Origin of the sequence: Nonomuraea soli (assembly GCF_013761175.1) — a bacterium.
GTDB classification, from domain to species: domain Bacteria; phylum Actinomycetota; class Actinomycetes; order Streptosporangiales; family Streptosporangiaceae; genus Nonomuraea; species Nonomuraea soli.
In genome coordinates this window covers 532,938-551,516 of sequence record NZ_JACDUR010000002.1, presented here as the reverse complement: position 1 = coordinate 551,516, position 18,579 = coordinate 532,938, and the positions used below count along the sequence as shown (strand labels likewise).

The 18,579-nt window shown below is 70.9% G+C and carries 12 protein-coding genes; 4 read left to right on the top strand and 8 right to left on the bottom strand.

Translation table 11 applies throughout. From position 1 onward, the window contains the following. Nucleotides 1–49: 49 nt before the first annotated feature. The 5 genes from HNR30_RS09660 to HNR30_RS09640 are packed head-to-tail and all read right to left on the bottom strand — an operon-like array spanning nt 50 to nt 6,770. Nucleotides 50–1,273, bottom strand: a complete 1,224-nt coding sequence (locus HNR30_RS09660; protein ID WP_181609411.1) for a right-handed parallel beta-helix repeat-containing protein — start codon at nt 1,271–1,273, stop codon at nt 50–52. A gap of 26 nt (nt 1,274–1,299) precedes the next feature. After that, nucleotides 1,300–3,057 carry a glycoside hydrolase family 13 protein gene (locus HNR30_RS09655; RefSeq protein ID WP_181609410.1) on the bottom strand — a complete coding sequence of 586 codons (1,758 nt, stop codon included), beginning with the start codon at nt 3,055–3,057 and terminating at the stop codon, nt 1,300–1,302. Nucleotides 3,058–3,059: 2 nt separating this feature from the next. Continuing rightward, complete coding sequence (locus tag HNR30_RS09650; protein ID WP_181609409.1) at nt 3,060–3,899, bottom strand: sugar ABC transporter permease; 840 nt, start codon at nt 3,897–3,899, stop codon at nt 3,060–3,062. Then, a complete protein-coding gene (locus HNR30_RS09645; RefSeq protein WP_181609408.1) occupies nt 3,896–5,479 on the bottom strand; it encodes an ABC transporter permease subunit in 1,584 nt (527 codons plus the stop codon). The genes HNR30_RS09650 and HNR30_RS09645 overlap by 4 nt, the downstream gene beginning before the upstream one ends. Nucleotides 5,480–5,501: 22 nt before the next feature. Next, complete coding sequence (locus HNR30_RS09640; protein WP_181609407.1) at nt 5,502–6,770, bottom strand: sugar ABC transporter substrate-binding protein; 1,269 nt, start codon at nt 6,768–6,770, stop codon at nt 5,502–5,504. 220 nt (nt 6,771–6,990) lie between these two features. Here HNR30_RS09640 and HNR30_RS09635 point away from each other — a divergent pair, with 220 nt between their 5' ends. The 4 genes from HNR30_RS09635 (at nt 6,991) to HNR30_RS50035 (ending at nt 16,573) form a co-directional block, all read left to right on the top strand. Beyond that, a complete protein-coding gene (locus tag HNR30_RS09635) occupies nt 6,991–8,523 on the top strand; it encodes a glycoside hydrolase family 13 protein (RefSeq protein ID WP_181609994.1) in 1,533 nt (510 codons plus the stop codon). Nucleotides 8,524–8,609: 86 nt separating this feature from the next. Next, nucleotides 8,610–14,330: a pullulanase-type alpha-1,6-glucosidase gene (gene pulA, locus HNR30_RS09630; protein WP_312894310.1), complete on the top strand. Its 5,721-nt coding sequence runs from the start codon at nt 8,610–8,612 to the stop codon at nt 14,328–14,330. A gap of 46 nt (nt 14,331–14,376) precedes the next feature. Continuing rightward, nucleotides 14,377–15,195 carry an SAM-dependent methyltransferase gene (locus HNR30_RS09625; RefSeq protein WP_181609406.1) on the top strand — a complete coding sequence of 273 codons (819 nt, stop codon included), beginning with the start codon at nt 14,377–14,379 and terminating at the stop codon, nt 15,193–15,195. A gap of 58 nt (nt 15,196–15,253) precedes the next feature. Continuing rightward, nucleotides 15,254–16,573, top strand: coding sequence for a sensor histidine kinase (locus tag HNR30_RS50035; RefSeq protein ID WP_181609405.1), 1,320 nt, complete (start codon nt 15,254–15,256; stop codon nt 16,571–16,573). Between the two features lie 25 nt (nt 16,574–16,598). Here the strand turns inward: HNR30_RS50035 and HNR30_RS09615 are convergent, their stop codons facing one another. The 3 genes from HNR30_RS09615 to HNR30_RS09605 are packed head-to-tail and all read right to left on the bottom strand — an operon-like array spanning nt 16,599 to nt 18,553. Further along, a complete protein-coding gene (locus HNR30_RS09615; protein WP_312894309.1) occupies nt 16,599–17,174 on the bottom strand; it encodes a YdeI/OmpD-associated family protein in 576 nt (191 codons plus the stop codon). After that, nucleotides 17,171–17,923 carry a class I SAM-dependent methyltransferase gene (locus HNR30_RS09610; RefSeq protein ID WP_181609404.1) on the bottom strand — a complete coding sequence of 251 codons (753 nt, stop codon included), beginning with the start codon at nt 17,921–17,923 and terminating at the stop codon, nt 17,171–17,173. Before HNR30_RS09610 ends, HNR30_RS09615 begins: the two co-directional genes overlap by 4 nt. A gap of 33 nt (nt 17,924–17,956) precedes the next feature. After that, nucleotides 17,957–18,553 carry a TetR/AcrR family transcriptional regulator gene (locus tag HNR30_RS09605; RefSeq protein ID WP_181609403.1) on the bottom strand — a complete coding sequence of 199 codons (597 nt, stop codon included), beginning with the start codon at nt 18,551–18,553 and terminating at the stop codon, nt 17,957–17,959. Nucleotides 18,554–18,579 lie beyond the last annotated feature (26 nt).

Below are 18,579 nucleotides of genomic sequence, written 5' to 3'. Positions count from 1 at the left end.
CGTTATCGGGGCGCCCGACGAGCTTCAAAGCCTTTTCCGCGGGTGTCGGTCAGTTCTGGTAGGCGCCCGCGTCAGGGGTCGGGTCGAGCGCCTTGCCCGCGAAGTCCGTCGCCGGGCCGCCGAACCAGGTGGCGCCGAGCCGTACGGCACGCCCGAGCGCCGGTGAGCCCGCCCGCAGCCTCAGGTCGGTCCTGGAGACGAAGCGCGGATCGGCCACCACCGACCTGCGGCTGACCGTGAACTGGGCCCTGCGGCCGTGGAAGACGTTGCCCATCTCGTCGGCGCCCTTGCCGTCGGCGAAGCCGATCTGCCCGCCGACCGAGATGACGTTGTTGCGCAGGCGCAGGATGCCCGGCGAGCAGCCGTCGTGGCAGGACCAGCCGATCGTGTCGCGGCCGGGCAGGCTCACCGAGTTGTGCACGGCGATCGTGCCCTTGACCGGCCCGACGACGTGCCCGGCGCCGCGGGTGACCAGGAAACCCGCGCGGGCGCGCGAGGAGGTCACCACGTTGAAGGCGAAGACGTTGCCGGTGGCCGTCTTGCCCTTCTCCGCGCCGAGCTCGGTGAAGGTCTCGTTGTCGCGGGCGAGGTTGCGGGTGACGACGTTGCGGTCGCCGTTGAAGACCTCGACGGCGGCGCCGTCGGTCTTGTAGTCGTGGGAGGCGGCGTAGCTGCCGGTGATCACGTTGCCGGTGACGAGGTTGTCGTCGCCGTTGAGGAGCACGCCGAAGGCGCCCGAGTCGTCGTCGCCGCCCTCGGTGTTGACGCTCATCCTGTTGTTGCCGGTGAGCCTGCTGTCGCGCACCACGTTGCGCGAGCCGATGATGTGCACCCCGGCGATGTTGCCGTCGGACCGGACGCCGACGAGGTGGTTGCGCCTGCCGGAGATCTCGAAGCCCGCCCAGTCGCACGCGGTGGCGCGCAGGCCCCCGATGCGCCAGTGGTCGCCGCTGACGCTCACGCAGGCGCCGGTGATCTTCGGGGCCTTGCCGGTGCCGTACGCCTGCACGACGATGGGCCGCGCCGCGGTGCCCTTGGCCGCCAGCGTCAGCGCGCCGTTCCAGCTGCCGCCGCGCCTGAAGCTGATCGCGTCGCCGGGCTTGAGGTCGGCGGCGTTGACCTTGTCCAGGGAGCGCCACGGCTTGGTGGCGCTGGTCCCCGCCGAGCCGTCGTCGCCGTCGCGGGAGTCGACGTAGTACGTCGTGCCCGCCGTCGACTCCACCAGGGGTACGGCGGGCACGACCAGGGCGACAGCCAGGCACAGCGCGTTCATAGGCGTGCAGGCTAGCGCCCTGACGATCAGGGGGCGAGGCGCCAGATACGCAAAGCCGGACCTTCACAGCCAATCTTCAGCTCCGGCATGTCCTGGGCGCCGTACACGCCCCGGCCGGAGAAGGGCAGCTCCAGTTCGGGACCCGGCGCCCGCCGCACGCTGACCAGGAGCGACTCGGCCTCGGTCTCGCGCAGGAACACCAGGTGGTCGGCGTCGGCGTGCACCCAGCGCAGCCCGCCCTCGCGCAGCGCGGGCTCGCTGCGGCGCAGGCCCAGCAGCGTCTTGTAGGCCTCGTGCATCGCCTCGTCGCGCTCGCGCTCCCAGGGCATCGGGGTGCGGGAGTGCTCGCCGTTGACGCCGGTGAGGCCGAACTCGCTGCCGGCGAAGACCATCGGCGTGCCGGGCAGCGTGGCCTGCAGGCCCAGGGCGAGAAGGTGGCGTTCGAAGCCGCCGGTGACGGTGCGCACGCGCGGCGAGTCGTGGGAGTCGAGCAGGTTCCACGAGTGGGTCAGCGAGCGCCACGACATGCGCGCCGCGAAGGCGCGGAAGGTGGCCAGCGCCTGGTTGCCGTCGCGGTGCGGCACGTCGCCCGGCACGCCCAGGAAGGTGTCGAGGCCGACCTGCGGGCCGCGCAGCCAGCTCCACACCGGCCGGGTGAAGCCGGCGTAGTTCATGGTGCCCTGCCAGCCGTCGAGGTCGAGGTCGACGGAGGCGTCGTGGTTGTGCTCGGCGATGAAGGCGACGTCGCCGAGGGTGCGGCGCAGCGAGCGCGCCACCTCGTGGGCCATGTCGTCGGCGCCGAGCCTGCCGGTCATGTTGGCCACGTCGACGCGCCAGCCGTCGAGCACCGACAGCCACTTCACCAGCACGTCCGTCATGCGCTCACGGACCAGCGGGCTGTTCCAGTTGAGCTTGGGCAGCGACTTCACGCCCCACCACGACTCGTAGTCGCCGGTCTCCGGGTCGAAGTAGAACATCTCCCGTTCGGCGGCGTTGACGTCGGAGACCGCGGTGGTGAACCACTCGTGCGCCTCCCCGCAGTGGTTGGTGGTGATGTCGCCCAGCAGCTTCATGCCGCGTTCGTGCACTGCCTCCGAGAGCCGCCGCAACGCCTCGTCGCCGCCGAGCAGCGGGTCGACCCGGTCGAAGCTGGAGGCGTCGTAGCGGTGGTTGGAGCGGGCGGGGAAGAACGGTGTCAGGTAGACGACGTCGGCGCCGAGCTCCTGGATGTGGTCGAGGCGCTCGGCGATGCCGTCGAGGTCGCCGCCGTAGAACTGCTCGGCGACGCCGGGGCCGCGCGGGATGACCGGGTCGCGGTCCCACTCGCGCGGCAGCACCCAGTCGGGCAGGTCGCGCTCGGCCCCGGAGCGGGCGTAGCGGTCGGGGAAGATCTGGTAGACCACCGCGCCGGCCAGCCAGGCGGGCGGCGGGGCATGGGTGACGAGCTTGAAGTCGGTCGCGTCGGGCACGTCGTGGTCGACCAGGCCGCCCGCGGTCAGCCACCGGCCGTCGACGAGGAACCGGTAGGGGGTCACCGCGTTGAAGGCGGTGATCTCGGCCGACCACCAGACGTCGGCGCCGCCGTACCCCGCGACCGGCCTGCCGGTGCGCGCGGTGTCGACGGCGGCGGCGGCGTAGCGCGGCTCGCCGTCGTGGACGGTCCGCACGAGCACGCTTTCGGCGGCGTACGGCACGCGCACCCAGACCGTCACCCGCTCGCCGGGCTGCGGGGTGAGGGTGGAGACGTAGAGCGGGGAACCATCGTGGTGAGGCTGGTTGAGCACCTTTATCCCTTAACCGCCCCGGACGTCAGGCCGGAGACGATGTAGCGCTGGAGCCACAGGAAGACGCCCACCGTGGGGATCGCGGTGATGAGCGTGCCTGCGGCGAACATGCCGAAGTTGGTGTTGCGCGCGTCGCCCACGAGCATGCCGTACATGCCGACGGCCAGGGTCTTGCTCGAGGGGTCGCGCAGGAACACGCTGGCCATGATGAACTCGCTCATGTAGCCGATGAAGGCCAGCAGCCCGGTGACCGCCAGGATGGGGGTGACCAGGGGGAGGATGATCCTCCAGAAGATCTGCGTGTGGGTGGCGCCGTCGACGGTGGCCGACTCGTCGAGCTCCTTGGGCACGGTGTCCAGGAAGCCCTTCATGAGCCACGTGTTGGCGCCCAGCGCGCCGCCCATGTAGAGCAGCATGAGGCCGGAGACGGTGTCGAAGCCGAAGGCCGGGTAGAGGTCGGAGATCTCGGTGAAGATCATGAAGATCGCCACGACCGCCAGGAACTGCGGGAACATCTGCACCAGCAGGAGCGTGAGCATGCCGACCCTGCGGCCCTTGAAGCGCATGCGGCTGAAGGCGTAGGCGGCCAGCAGGCTCAGCAGCAGGCTGGTGAAGGAGGCCATCAGCGCCAGCACGATCGAGTTCACGAACCACGTCTTGAACGGGTAGACGTCCGAGGTCAGCAGGTCGGCGAAGTTGCCGAGGCTGGCGCCCGTCGGCACCAGGGTCGAGGAGCCCAGGGTGCCGAGCGGGTTGATGGCCGCCGAGATCACGAAGACGATCGGGAACAGCGAGAAGGCGACGATCAGGACGAGGAAGGCGTGCCGCCAGGCGAGCTTCATCGGTAGACGTCCTCCTGCTTGCGGGTACGCCGGAAGCCGACCGCCGACAGCACGGCCACGATGGCGAAGATGAACACCGAGATGGCGGCGGCGAAGCCGAACTGCGCCGAGCCGCTGCCGAACGCCAGCCGGAAGGTGTAGGTGATCAGCAGGTCGGTGGCGCCGACCCTGATGCTGTCGACGTCGAACGGCCCGCCCGCGGTGGTCAGCTGGATGGCGTTGAAGTTGTTGAAGTTGAACGCGAACGAGGCGACCAGCAGCGGGGAGAGCGCCACCAGCAGCAGCGGCAGCGTCACCCGGCGGAAGGCGTTCCACGCGTTGGCGCCGTCGAGACCCGCGGCCTCGGTCAGCTCGCGCGGGATGGCCTGCAGCGCGCCGGTGGTGACCAGGAACATGTACGGGAAACCCAGCCAGAGGTTGACCAGCAGCACCGCCAGGCGGGCGGTGGTCGGCTGGCCGAGCCAGTCGGTGGTCAGGCCGGTGAGCTGGTTGACCAGGCCGAAGTCCTTGTTGAACATGTCGCGCCAGATCAGCAGCATCGCGAACGCCGGCATGGCATAGGGCAGGATCAGCAGGATGCGGTAGATCTTGACGCCGCGCATCTTCGGGTGGTGCAGCGCCAGCGCCACGGCCATGCCGAGCGCGAACGTCGTCAGCACCGAGCCGAGCGCGAAGGTCAGGTTCCAGGCGAAGACGCCCAGGAAGTTGGTGTTGATCGTGGGGTCGGTCATCACGCGCACGAAGTTGTCGAGCCCGACGTTGACCTGCCAGCCCTGGGAGAGCACGTCGCCCGCGGGGTTGACGAAGTAACCCGTCGCCTCGCTGGCCTTCCACGGGCCGTTCTCGCCCTGGATGCAGTCGCAGGAGGCGTCGTAGACCATGCTGGCCTTCGCCTCGACCGCGCGGCTGAGGCCGTTGGCCTTGATGGCTCCGCCCCGGGTGGGCACGGTGATCGCGGCGATCTCCTTGCCGCGCGCGGCCGCCTGGGCGGTGGTCAGCACGGTGTAGCCGGGTGCGGCGGTGACCTTGCCGGTCATGCCCAGCGTGGCGCCCTCGACCGGGGCCAGGCCGTCGGTGGAACCCTCCTGGACCTGCTTGGTGGCGGGGTCGGTGAGCAGGAAGACCAGCTCGCCGTCCTTGGTCGCCGCCGACAGCTGGTAGGAGGGCGATCCCGGCACCTGCTTGAGCGAGGAGGCCTCGATCGCGGTGACGGCCTCGGCCTTGGTGCCGCGGTGGCCGTCGCCGAAGTTCGTCACCGACGTGCTGAAGGTGAACAGCACCGGGAAGACCTGGAAGGCCAGCAGGAAGATCGTCCCGGGCACCAGGTACTTGGCCGGGACGAACCTGCGGCTCAGGTAGAGGTAGCCGAGGACAGCGGAGACGGCGATCACCACCGCCAGCGCCACCCACGACTCGGCCGCCACCAGGGGCGGCACCGCGTAGAGGAGCAGGGCCGCCGCCACGGCCAGGACCGCCACGCGGGTGACCACGAAAGCCGTGGTCACCTGCCTGCGGGCCGGCCGCGCGGCGGAGTGCCGCGCGGCCTTCTTCGGCGGATCGATCACGCTGGGCGCGCTCATCGTCTTGTCGCCTCGCCGGTGCTTACTTGGCGAGCGACTTCTCGACGGCCTTCTGCGCGGCGCCGGCGGCCTTGGCGGCGTCGCCGCCCTTGATCACCGAGGCCTCGGCGATGCCGAACGGCTCCCAGATGGCCGACATCTCGGGGATGGCGGGCATGGGCAGGCCGTCCTTGCCCGCGTCGAGGAACTTGGCCAGGTCGGGGTCGTTGCCCTTGACCAGGTCCATGGCGGCGGTCAGCGCCGGGGGACGCGGGTCGGCGTCGTAGAGCGCCTTGGCGACGTCGGTGTTGGTCACGTAGTTGGTGACGAACTCCTGGGCGAGGGTCTTGTTCTGGCCCTTGGCGGCCACGAAGAAGGCCTGCACGCCGACGAACGGGGTGGCCGGCTTGCCGCCCTCGAAGGCGGGGATCGCGGAGATGTCGTACTTCAGGCCCGACTTCCTGACGTCGTTCATGGCCCACGGGCCGGAGACGAGGAAGGCGCAGTCGCCCTTGGCGAAGGTCGGGATGCTGTTCTCCGGGGTGATGGAGGTCTTCAGCACGCCCTTCTTGCCCAGCTCGCCGAGCTTGCCCCAGGCCTTGACCGAGTCGCCGGTGCCGATCTGGACCTGCTTGGGGTCGGGGTCGCCGGTGGCGGTGGCGCCGAACAGCGAGCCTCCCGCGGAGGAGAACAGCGGGTAGGCGTGGTAGGCGTCGCCGACCTGCGCGACCTGGAGGCAGAGGGCCTCCTTGACCTTGCCGTCCTTCTTGAGCGCCAGGCCCTTGGCGGCCACCTCGTCGAAGGTCGCGGGAGCGTCGGCGACCAGGTCGGTGTTGCGGATGAGGGCGAGGTTCTCCACGGCGTACGGCGCGCCGTAGACCTGGCCGTTGAAGGTCACGGCCTTGACGGCGACCGGGTTGAAGCCGGCCTTCTGCTCGTCGGTCAGGTTGACCGGCTCGACGGCGCCGTTCTGCACCATGTTGCCGATCCAGTCGTGCGCGCCGACCATCACGTCGGGGCCGCTGCCCTGCTGGGAGGCGGTGACGAAGGTCTGCTGCGGGTTCTCGGTGATCTCCTTGATCTCGACCGTCACGCCGTTCTCGGCGCCGAACTGCTCGGCGAACGGCTTGAGGGCTGCGGTGCGCTTGGCGCCTTCCGACCAGATCACCAGCTTGCCGCCCGCGGCGGGCGCGGCGCTGGAGGGGGCGGGAGCCGCCGAGGTCGGTGCGGCCGCGGGTGCCTCGGCGCTGTTGCCGCAGGCCGCGGCGGCGAGAGCAAGGCCCGCGAGGGTGGCCAGGGCGCGGATGCGCATCGGGTCCTCCTGTTAGGGGGTCACTAGAAGATGTGTCGGGGACGTTAGCGGCTTGTTGCAAGGATTGGAAGAACTTGCAAAGACTTTTTACAGGATTGAGTCCGTATTAGAGGGGACATATCCGGTCTTGACGAGATGGTGGCCGTCGCAAGTTGCAGCAAGTTACGCTCTACCCTGTCGTTACGCTCCGCTGAACTCGAAGGATAGGCCGCCCGTGAAGATGCTCGAGAATCCCGACTGGTGGCGCGACGCCGTCGTCTACCAGGTCTACCCCCGCAGCTTCTCCGACTCCGACGGCGACGGCACCGGGGACCTGGGCGGCGTGCGGCAGCGGCTGCCCTACCTGGCCGGACTCGGCGTCGACGCGCTCTGGCTGAGCCCCTTCTACACCTCGCCGCTCGCCGACGGCGGCTACGACGTGGCCGACTACCGCGACGTCGACCCCCGCTTCGGCAGCCTGGCCGACTTCGACGCGCTGGTGGCCGAGGCGCACACGCTGGGCCTGCGGGTGATCGTCGACCTCGTACCGAACCACACCTCCTCGGAGCACGCGTGGTTTCAGGAGGCGCTGCAAGGCGTCAACAGGGAGCGGTACATCTTCCGCGACGCGCCCAACGACTGGGAGTCGATCTTCGGCGGCTCCGCCTGGACCCAGCTGCCCGACGGCTCCTGGTACCTGCACCTGTTCGCCCCGGAGCAGCCCGACCTCAACTGGGAGAACCCCGAGGTCCGCGAGGAGTTCCACGCCGTCCTGCGCTTCTGGCTCGACCGGGGCGTCGACGGCTTCCGCGTCGACGTCGCCCACGGCATGATCAAGGCCCCGGGCCTGCCGGACGTCGGCCCCAAGGAGGGCCGCCAGGCCGAGATGCTGGGCGACGAGACCGTGCCCTACTTCGACCAGGACCGGGTGCACGAGATCTACCGCGAGTGGCGGCCGATCCTCGACTCCTACCCCGGCGGCCGGATGGCGGTGGCCGAGGCGTGGGTGGCCACGCCCGAGCGCCTGGCCCGCTACGTCGGCCCCGACGAGCTGCACCAGGCCTTCAACTTCGAGTTCATGATGGCCGACTTCGAGGCCAAGTCCTTCCGCGAGGTCATCGACAGGTCGCTGGCCGAGGCGGCCGTCGTCGGCGCGCCGACGACGTGGGTGCTGTCCAACCATGACAAGCCGCGCCACGTCACCAGGTACGGCTCGCTCGCCAAGGCCCGCGCGGCCTCGCTGCTCATGCTGGCCCTGCCCGGCTCCGCCTACCTCTACCAGGGTGAGGAGCTCGGCCTCGACGAGGTCGAGGTGCCCGACCACCTCAAGGAGGACCCGGCCTGGCTGCGCAGCGGCGAGAGCCGCGACGGTTGCCGGGTGCCGCTGCCCTGGTCGGGCACGGCCGCCGACGGATTCGGCTTCGGTCCCGCGGGCTCGGCGGCGCCCTGGCTGCCGCAGCCCGGCCACTGGTCGGCGCTCACCGCCGAGGCGCAGGAGGACGACCCGTCGTCGACGCTCAACCTCTACCGGGAGGCGCTGCGGATCAGGCGGTCGCATCCCGCCCTCGGGCTGGGCACGCTGTCGTGGCTGACGACGCCCAAGGACGTACTGGCGCTGGTGCGCGAGCCGGGGCTGGCCGTGGTGCTCAACGCGGGCGACGGGCCCGTCCGCCTGCGCGAGCTCGGGCTGGAGGGGGAGATTCTGCTGGCCAGCGGTCCGGTGGCGGAGGACGGGGAGGTGCCTGCGGACACGACGGTGTGGGTGCGGGTTTGAAACTTTCTGCAAGCACTTGCACGATCAGCGGAGTGTGAGTACGTTCCGGGCATTCCCCGAAATTTCACACTCCGCTGGAGTTTGCCGTGGCGCACCCCCCTCGCCCCACCCCCGTGCCCTTCCCCCCACCCGAAGACCACCGCGACAGCGGCCCCCCGCTCCACCGCCGCACGCCCCACGACCGGCTCCAGACGTCGGGCCGGCGGGCTCTCGTGGCGGCGGGGCGGTGGCGGGCTCTCGTGGCGGCCGCCGGGCTCGTTCTCCTCACGGCCCTGCCTCCCGGCGCCGCGTCGGCGAACGAGGGTACGGCGGAGCCCGGCGCTCTCTCACTGAGCACAGCCACGACCAGAGCCGGCCTCGCCGTTTCCGGGGCCGCCGCCGAGCCGTCTGACGCGGAGCTCGCACGCGACGCCCTGCGCGCCGACCTCTCGCGCGAACGTTTCTACTTCGCCATGACCGACCGCTTCGCCAACGGCGACACCTCCAACGACCGCGGCGGCCTGACCGGCGACCGGAGCAAGACCGGCTTCGACCCGGCCGACAAGGGCTACTACCAGGGCGGCGACCTCAAGGGCCTGCTCGCCAAGCTCGACTACATCCAGGGCCTGGGCACCACCGCCCTCTGGATCACCCCCGCCTTCAAGAACAAGCCCGTCCAGGGCGACTCCGCCGGCTACCACGGCTACTGGATCACCGACTTCACCCGCATCGACCCCCACCTGGGGACGAACGCCGAGATGAAGACGCTGGTCAAGCAGGCGCACAAGCGCGGCATGAAGGTCTTCTTCGACATCATCACCAACCACACCGCCGACGTCGTCGACTACCGGGAGAAGGAGTACGGCTACCGCTCCAAGGGCGCCTACCCCTATGTCTCCTCCACCGGCCAGGTGTTCGACGACCGCGCGGTCACCGACTTCCCGAAGGTCGACGCCCAGTCCTTCCCCTACACCCCGGTCGCGACCGACACGAGCAAGAAGCCCGCCTGGCTCAACGACGTCACCATGTACCACAACCGCGGCGACTCGACCTTCACCGGCGAGAGCAGCGAGTACGGCGACTTCTTCGGCCTGGACGACCTGTGGACCGAACGTCCCGAGGTCGTGGACGGCATGATCGACATCTACAGGTCGTGGGTGCGCGACGCCGGCGTCGACGGGTTCCGCATCGACACCGCCAAGCACGTCGACATGGGTTTCTGGGAGAAGTTCTCCCCCGCGTTGCGCGCTTACGCGGCGCAGCTGGGCAACAAGCGGTTCTTCATGTTCGGCGAGGTCTTCTCCAGCGACCCCTCCTTCACCAGCCGCTACTCCACGCGCGGCGGCATGAACTCCACGCTCGACTTCCCCTTCCAGGACGCGGCCGTCGCCTACGCCGCCGGGCGGTCGGACGCCGGGAAGCTGGCCGCGCTGTTCGCGGCCGACGACTACCACCTCGACGCCGACTCCAACGCCTCGTCGCTGCCCACCTTCCTCGGCAACCACGACATCGGCCGCGTGGGGAACTTCCTGCGGGGCACCGACGACCCGCTCGGCCGCGACCGGCTGGCGCACGAGCTGATGTACCTGGTGCGTGGCCAGCCCGTCGTCTACTACGGCGACGAGCAGGGGTTCACCGGCGCCGGCGGCGACAAGGACGCGCGGGCCCCGATGTTCGCCTCCAGGACCGCCGACTACCTCGACGACGACCTGCTCGGCACCGGCGCGACCCACGGGCAGGACAACTACGTCACCACCCACCCGCTCTACCAGGCGATCGCCAAGCTGGCGGCCCTGCGCGAGCAGCACCCGGCGCTGGCCGACGGCGCGCAGCTGGAGCGCCTGGCGTCGGGCGGCGTCTACGCCTTCTCGCGGGTCCTCGCCGCCGAGCAGGTGGAGTACGTGGTGGCGGTGAACAACGGCACCGCGCAGGCGGAGGTCCAGATCCCGACCGACTCGCCGTCGACCGGATTCACCGCGCTCTACCGGACCGCGGCGGGAAGCGAGACAGGGGCCGGGGCCTCTGTCCAGGCGGGGGCGGACGGCAGGCTCGCGGTGAGCGTGCCCGCACTCAGCGCGGTCGTCTACAAGGCCGCCGCCAAGCTTCCCGCCCCTGCCGCCGCCCCGCAGCTCACCCTCTCCCTGCCCGGCGCGGAGATCCGCGGCACCGCGGAGGACGGCCGCGTCGCCGTCACCGCCACCGCTTCCGGCGCCGGGTTCGCGCAGGTCACCTTCGCCGCCCAGGTGGGCGATGGGGAGTGGAAGGTGCTGGGCACCGACGACGCGCCCAACGCTGGCCGTACGTTCCGGATATTTCATGACCTGCGGGGTATCCCGGCAGGCACCGTGATCACCTACAAGGCCGTCGTCGAGGACTCCGCCGGGCGCACCGCCTCCGCCAAGGCCCAGGCCAAGGTCGGACCCGACCCGCTGCCGGAGGATCCAGGCGCGGTCAGGCGCGACCACCTCGTCGTCCACTACCAGCGCGACGACTACGACGGCTGGGGCCTGCACGTGTGGGGCGACGTCGAGCAGCCCACCGAGTGGGGCGCTCCCCTCGCGCTCACCGGAGAGGACTCCTTCGGCCGCTTCGCGTGGATCAAGCTCAAGCCCGGCGCGACCACCGTCGGGATCATCGCCCACAAGGGCGACGAGAAGGACGGCGGGGATCGCCTCGTCGACGTCGCCCAGCGCGGCGAGGTCTGGCTCGCGCAGGGCAAGCCCGAGACGTACGGCTCGCGCCAGGCGGCCGAGGGCTACGCCACGATCCACTACAAGCGCGCCGACGCCGCCTACGACGGCTGGGGCCTGCACCTGTGGGGCGACGCGGTCCAGAACCCGACCGACTGGAGCGCGCCGATGCCGCCCACCGGCACCGACTCCTTCGGCGCGTTCTGGAAGGTCCCGCTGAAGAACCCGGAGGCGCCGGTGAACTTCCTCATCCACAAGGGCGACGAGAAGGATCCGGGTCCGGACCAGAGCTTCACCGGCGCGCAGGCCTACGTCGTGTCCGGCGCGAGCGCCGTGCACGCGACCAGGGCGGCGGCCGAGAACACCGCGATCCTGCACTACCACCGGCCGGACGGCGCCTACCCCGGCTGGGGCCTGCATGTCTGGTCGGGCGCGGCGACGCCGACCGAGTGGAACGCGCCCCTGGAGCCCGCCGGCAGCGACGCCTTCGGCGTGTACTGGAAGGTGCCGCTGGCCGAGGGCGCCAAGAGCCTGAGCTTCATCGTCCACAAGGGCGACGAGAAGGACCAGGCCGCGGACCAGACGCTCGATCTGGCCGCCACCGGCCACGAGGCGTGGAAGCTGTCCGGCGCCGAGGGCTTCGTGCTGCCGCAGGCCGCCGCGACGGGCGCCGACGCCGACCTGAGCAAGGCCAGGGCGCACTGGATCGACAGGGAGACCGTCGCCTGGCAGGTCAAGCCGTCGAGCGCACTGCACTACGCCCTGGCGTTCGGCGACAGCGCGATCGACCTGGCCAAGCCGTACAGGACCATCAGGCTCCTGCCCGGCACGCTCACCGACGCGCAGAAGGCGAAGTGGCCGCATCTGAAGGACTACGCCGCGCTCAAGGTCGACCCGCGCGACGCCGACCTGGTCGCGCCCGCCCTGCTCGGCGCGATCGCGGCGGTGGAGCGTGACGCGGCGGGACGGCTGCTGACGGCCACCGGCGTGCAGATCCCCGGCGTGCTCGACGACCTCTACGCCACCGACCGGCCGCTCGGTCCCACCGGCACGATCCTGCCCAAGCTCGCGCTCTGGGCGCCGACCGCGCGCAAGGTCGAGCTCAGGCTGGGCGGCAGGCAGTACGGCATGCGCCGCGAGGCCGACGGCGTCTGGTCGGTGCGCGGCCTGCCCACCTGGTACGGCAAGGACTACACCTTCCTGGTCACCGTCTACTCCCCCGCCGAGGGCAAGGTCGTCACCAACGAGGTCACCGACCCCTACAGCCTGGCGCTCGCACCCGACTCGGTGCGCAGCCGCCTGGTGAACCTCGACGCCGAGCGGCCCAGCGGCTGGAGCTCCTTGCGCAAGCCCGCCGCGAACGGCCCGTCGACGATCTACGAGCTGCACGTGCGCGACTTCTCCGCCTCCGACGCGACGGTGCCGCAGGTGCTGCGGGGCACCTACCAGGCCTTCACGCAGGACTCGGCGGGCATGCGGGAACTGCGCAAGCTCGCCGAGGACGGGCTGACCTACGTGCACCTGCTGCCGGTCTTCGACATCGGCACCGTTCCCGAGGTGAAGGCGGACCGCACCGAGCCCGCCTGCGACCTGGCCTCGATGCCGCCGGACTCCGAGCAGCAACAGGAGTGCGTCGCCAAGACCGCCGCCAAGGACTCCTTCAACTGGGGCTACGACCCGCTGCACTACACCGTGCCGGAGGGCTCGTACGCCACCGACCCCGACCGGCGGGTGCGCGAGTTCCGCGAGATGGTCGCGGCGCTGAACAAGGCGGGCCTGCGCGTGGTGATGGACGTGGTCTACAACCACACCCACTCGGTCGACGTCTTCGACAAGATCGTGCCCGGCTACTACCACCGCCGGCTCGCCGACGGCACCGTGGCCACCTCGACCTGCTGCCCCGGCACCGCGCCTGAGCACGCCATGATGGGCAGGCTGGTCGTCGACTCCGTCGTCACGTGGGCACGGGAGTACAAGATCGACGGCTTCCGCTTCGACCTCATGGGCCACCACCCCAAGGCCAACCTGCTGGCCGTCCGAAAGGCGCTCGACGCGCTGACGGTCGCCAAGGACGGGGTCGACGGCAAGAAGATCGTGCTGTACGGCGAGGGCTGGGACTTCGGAGAGGTCGCCCAGGGCGCCAGGTTCGAGCAGGCCACCCAGGCCAACCTGGCCGGCACCGGGATCGGCACGTTCAGCGACCGGCTGCGCGACGCCGTACGGGGTGGCGGGCCGTTCGACGCCGACCCGCGCGTGCAGGGCTTCGGCTCGGGACGGGCGGCCACGCCCGACGCGACGCTGCGGGCCCACCAGGATCTGGTGATGCTGGGCCTGACGGGCAACCTGAAGGACTACGTCCTGCCCGACGGGCGCAAGGGCTCGCAGGTCGACTACAACGGATCCCCCGCCGGTTACGCGGGCACCCCGCGCGACGTGGTGACCTACGTCGACGCGCACGACAACGAGACGTTGTTCGACGCGCTGGCCTACAAGTTCACCGGCTCGATGACCGAGCGGGTGCGCATGCAGACGTTGTCGCTGGCCACCGCGCTGCTGGGGCAGGGCACGGCGTTCCTGCACGCGGGCAGCGAGCGGTTGCGCTCCAAGTCGCTGGACCGCAACTCCTACGACTCGGGCGACTGGTTCAACCGGCTGCTGTGGGACTGCTCCCAGGGCAACGGGTTCGGCGGCGGGCTGCCGCCCCGGGCGGACAACGAGTCCAAGTGGGGATATGCCAGGCCGTTGCTGGCCGATCCCGCGCTGAAGCCCGACTGCGCGGCGATCGGCGCCGCGCGGGCCCGCTTCGGTGAGTTCCTGCGCATCCGCTCGTCGTCGCCGGCGTTCGCGCTCGGCTCCCTGGCGGAGGTGCAGCGGCGGGTGAGCTTCCCGGCCTCGGCTCCCGGCGTGTTCACCATGCGGATCGACTCAGGCGGGGTGGACCCGTCGTACTCGTCGATCACGGTGGTGTTCAACGCGACGCCTGCCGTACAGCAGCAGGTGGTCCCCGGTCTGGGCGCCGCGCGCCTGCACCCGGTGCAGGCCGCGGGCGACGACGCGGTGGTCAAGCAGGCGAGGGCCGAGGGCGAGACGCTGACGGTGCCGGGCATGACGGTCGCGGTGTTCGTGACAGGGAAATAGCCGGGTTCACTCCCGCGTGGGCTGATATTTCGCGATCATGTGTGGCATGACCGACGAAGTGGCCCCCGCGGGAGTCGATCCCACGATCCCCAACGCCGCCCGGGTCTACGACTACCTCCTGGGCGGCAAGGACAACTTCAGAGCCGACCGCGAGCTGGCCGAGCTCGTGCTGACCGTGCTGCCCGAGACGCGCGACTCCACCAGGATGTATCGCAGGATGGTGGGCCGCTTCGTGGAGTACCTGGTCGGGCAGGGCGTGCGCCAGTTCCTCGACCTGGGCTCGGGCCTGCCCGCCCACCAGAACGTGCACGAGATCGCCCACCGCTCCGCGCCCGACGCCCGCGTGGTCTACGTCGACAACGATCCTGTGGTGTGCGCCCACGGCCGCGCGCTGCTGGAGGACGAGCCGTCGCTGGTGCGCATGGTCCAGGGCGACGTGCGCGACCCCGGGGCGGTCCTGGCCGATCCCGCCGTGCGCGAGCTGCTCGACTTCTCCCGGCCCGTCGCCGTGCTGATGCTCTTCATCCTGCATTTCGTGCCCGACGCCGAGCGTCCCCACGACATCGTCGAGGGCTACCGCGACGCTCTGGCGCCTGGCAGCTACCTGGCGGTGGCGCACGTGGCGGGCGACACGGTGCCCGAGCGCATCGACCAGGTGGTCGAGCTGTACAAGCACGCCAGCAGCCCGATGTGCCCGCGCGGAGAGGCCGAGGTGCGCGCCTTCTTCGGCGATTTCGAGCTCATCGAGCCCGGCCTGGCCAACGGGGTGGTGGAGGTGTGGCCGTTCGGCGACGGCGAGGACACGGCGTTCTGGGATCCCGAGCTGGCGCGCATGATCTACTCCGGTATCGGCCGGAAGAAATGACCCAGACTTTCCTTTTGACCGATATGACAGCCATGTACCCGCCGGTAGCCTCAAGAACGTGGCGCGAATATGGGCACGAACCCTCCGCGGACGGGTCACGCTCATAGCGGCGGCCGTCGCGGCGTTCGTGCTGCTCCCCGTCGGGATCGGCGGAGTGGTCGCCGCGCGCGGCTTCGTCGAGACCCTGACCTGGACCGAGACCCGCAACACCGCCGCCCAGATCACCGCCCAGCACCGGGAAGGACGCGTCTCCTTCCCCACCGACGCCTACTTCGCCCAGATCGTCACCGCGTCGGGCGACGTCGTCGCCGCCAGCCCCGCCGCCCTCGGCCTGCCCCGGCTCAGCACGGCCTGGCCCACCGCTGACAACCGCATACTCAACACCACCTCGTGCCTGGCCACCGGGTGCCTGCACGTGACCGCCATCCGCGAGTCCACCCGCCCAGAATCGGCCGTGGTCTACGCCGCCCAGCGGTCCCCCGTGATCCTGTCCACCTGGATGCTCGAAGCCATCATCACCGCGCAGATGCTGCTGCTCGTGGCGCTGATCTCGTGGATCACCTGGCTCATGGCCGGGCGCGCGCTGCGCCCCGTCGCCCGCATCCGCGCCCAGCTCGACGAGGTCAACGCCACCGACCTCAGCCGCCGGGTCACCGAGCCCATGACCCAGGACGAGGTCGCCCAGCTCGCCCGCTCCATCAACGGCACCCTCGGCCGCCTCGAACGATCGGCCGAGCAGCAGCGGCAGTTCGCCCACGACGCCTCCCACGAGCTGCGCACCCCCATCGCGGGACTGCGCGCCCAGCTGGAGAGCGCCCAGCTCTACCCCGACGACACCGACGTCGGGGAGCTGGTCGAGGGCGCCCTGCGCGACACCGACCGCATCGAGGCCATCATCACCGACCTGCTGCTCCTGGCCCGGATCGGCTCGCGCGTCGACGTCACCAAGGAGCCCGTCGACCTGGGCATACTGGTCCGCAAGGCGCTCTCCGACCGCTCCGGCGGGGTGCCGATCACGGCGGAGCTCGGCGACGGCATCGTGGTCAACGGGGTGCGCCTGCAGCTGGACCGGCTGCTGGCCAACCTTCTCGACAACGCCGAGCGGCACGCGCTGAGCCGCATCGACATCACGCTGTCGGCGTCGGACGCCGAGGCCGTGCTGACCGTCGAGAACGACGGGCCACCGATCCCCGAGGCCGACCGTGAGCGCATCTTCGAGCGCTTCACGCGCCTCGACTCCGCGCGCAGCCGCGACGAGGGCGGGACCGGCCTCGGCCTGGCCATCGCCCGCGAGGTCGCGCTCGCCCATCGCGGCGCCCTCACCGTCGACCGCGACGCCCGGTTCACCCTGCGCCTGCCCCTCGCCGAGCCGGAGTAGGGCCGAGTGCTCCGGAGGTGCTCGGTCAGCCTCCCTGTTCGAGCCGGGTGATCGCCTTGTCCAGGCGGGCCGTACGGCCGGCCTGCGTGCGTGCCTGCAGCAGCGGCAGGATCACCTGGTAACGCCCCGTCCTGTCGAGCGCCTCGAAGGCCGCGCGGGCCGCCGGGCGCCGCTCCAGCTCCGCGGCCAGGTCGGGCGGCACCGTGACGTTCTTCTGCGACGCGTAGGCCGCCTCCCACCGCCCGTCGGCCTGGGCGGCGCGCACCTCGGCCAGGCCGGGCTCGCGCATGCGCCCCTCGGCCGTCAGCTGCTCGACCTTGTCGACGTTGACGCGCGACCACAGGCTGCGCGGCCGCCGGGGCACGTACTTCTGCAGGTAGTGGGTGTCGGAGTGGGAGCGCCGCTGCCCGGAGATCCACCCCCAGCACAGCCCGATGTCGACCTGCTCGTCCGTCGAGACGGTCGGCAGGCCGCTGCCCTTCTTGGCGACCTTCAGCCATACCCCGGCCGAGGTGGCGTGGTTGGCCTCCAGCCAGGACTCGAACTCCTGCCCGCTGGCGAAGGCGATGACCTCGACGCCGTCGATCTCCTCCACGCTCACGCCCGGCGCGCCAGGGCCAGGTCGGTCAGGATGGTCAGGTCGAGGCCGTCGCCGATGACGCCGGCCATGTCGCCCAGCAGGGCTTCACGCTGCCCGGCGGGCAGGATGCGGTAGGCCGAGATGGAGCGGATGAGGTCCAGGTAGCGCTCGGCCGGATACCACTCGGAGCGACGGTAGCGGCGCTCCTCCAGGTCGGTGAAGCGCCGGTCCTGCGCCAGCCCGTGGTCACGGGCGAAGAAGTCGTCGTCCAGGTCGGAGGCGGAGTAGCGGTGCAGGCTGGAGCCGTCGACGCCGTTGCGCGCGTCGATCTCGGCCAGTGCCCGGTGCACGGCGGGGTCGGCCACGCTGTAGATGTTCCAGAACAGCGCCAGCCCGCCGCCGGGCGCCAGGGCGGCGTGGGCCAGGTCCGAGCGCCGCTCGGGGTCGACCCAGTGCCAGGCCTGGGCGCAGTAGAGCAGCTGGAAGGCGCGGTCGGGCTCGAAGTCCTCGAAGACGCCCACGACGATCCGCGCCCGGGGGCAGTGGCCACGGAGCACCTCGGCCATGCGGGGGTCGGGCTCGACGCAGGTCAGGTCGACGCCGCGGGCGGCGAAGCCCACGCTGGCCTTGCCCGAGCCCGCGCCCACCTCCAGGACCGGTCCCGGTCCCGCGTAGGCCAGCACGTCGGAGATCAGCTGGTCCGGGTATCCGGCGCGCGCCGACTCGTACTGCTCGACCGCCTCCCCGAAGATCACATTCCGCTCGATCACCGGAACCCCCTCATTTCGCTACGGACCGACGATTCAATCACGATCTCCCGGCGCGGCCTTGAGCGCCTCCACCAGCCGGTCGGTCTCGGCGGTCAGCAGCGGCAGGTCGGCGGCGGGGTCGGCCGAGCGCGCCAGCATCATGCCCGCCTCGCAGAGCGCGCCGAAGACCAGCCTGGCCCTGGTCGCGGCCAGCCGCTCGTCACCGGTGGCCATCACGAACCCGGCCTCGATGACGCTCAGCAGGTGGTGGTGCTCGGCGGCGCGCACGACCTCCCAGCCCAGGACGGCGGGCGCGTCGACCATCACGATCCGCGCGAAGCCGGGGTCGAGGCAGTGCTGCAGGAAGGTGCGGGCGCCCAGCCGCAGCGCGCTCCCCTGGTCGGCGCCCGAGGCGGCGATGCCGACCAGCTTGGCCGAGACCTCGCCCAGCTCGGCCTCGAAGGCGGCGCGCAGCAGCGGCGCCTTGCCGCCGAAGTGGTGGTAGGCGGCGCCCTTGGTGACACCCGCCGCCGCGGCGACGGCGTCGATGGAGGTGGCGGCGTATCCGGCGGCGCCGAACAGCGCGCGGGCGGCGCGGACCAGCGCGGTCGTGGTCTCGTCGGTGCGTTCAGCCTGGGTTCGCCGAATCATTGTTCGAAACTCCATTGACTTACATA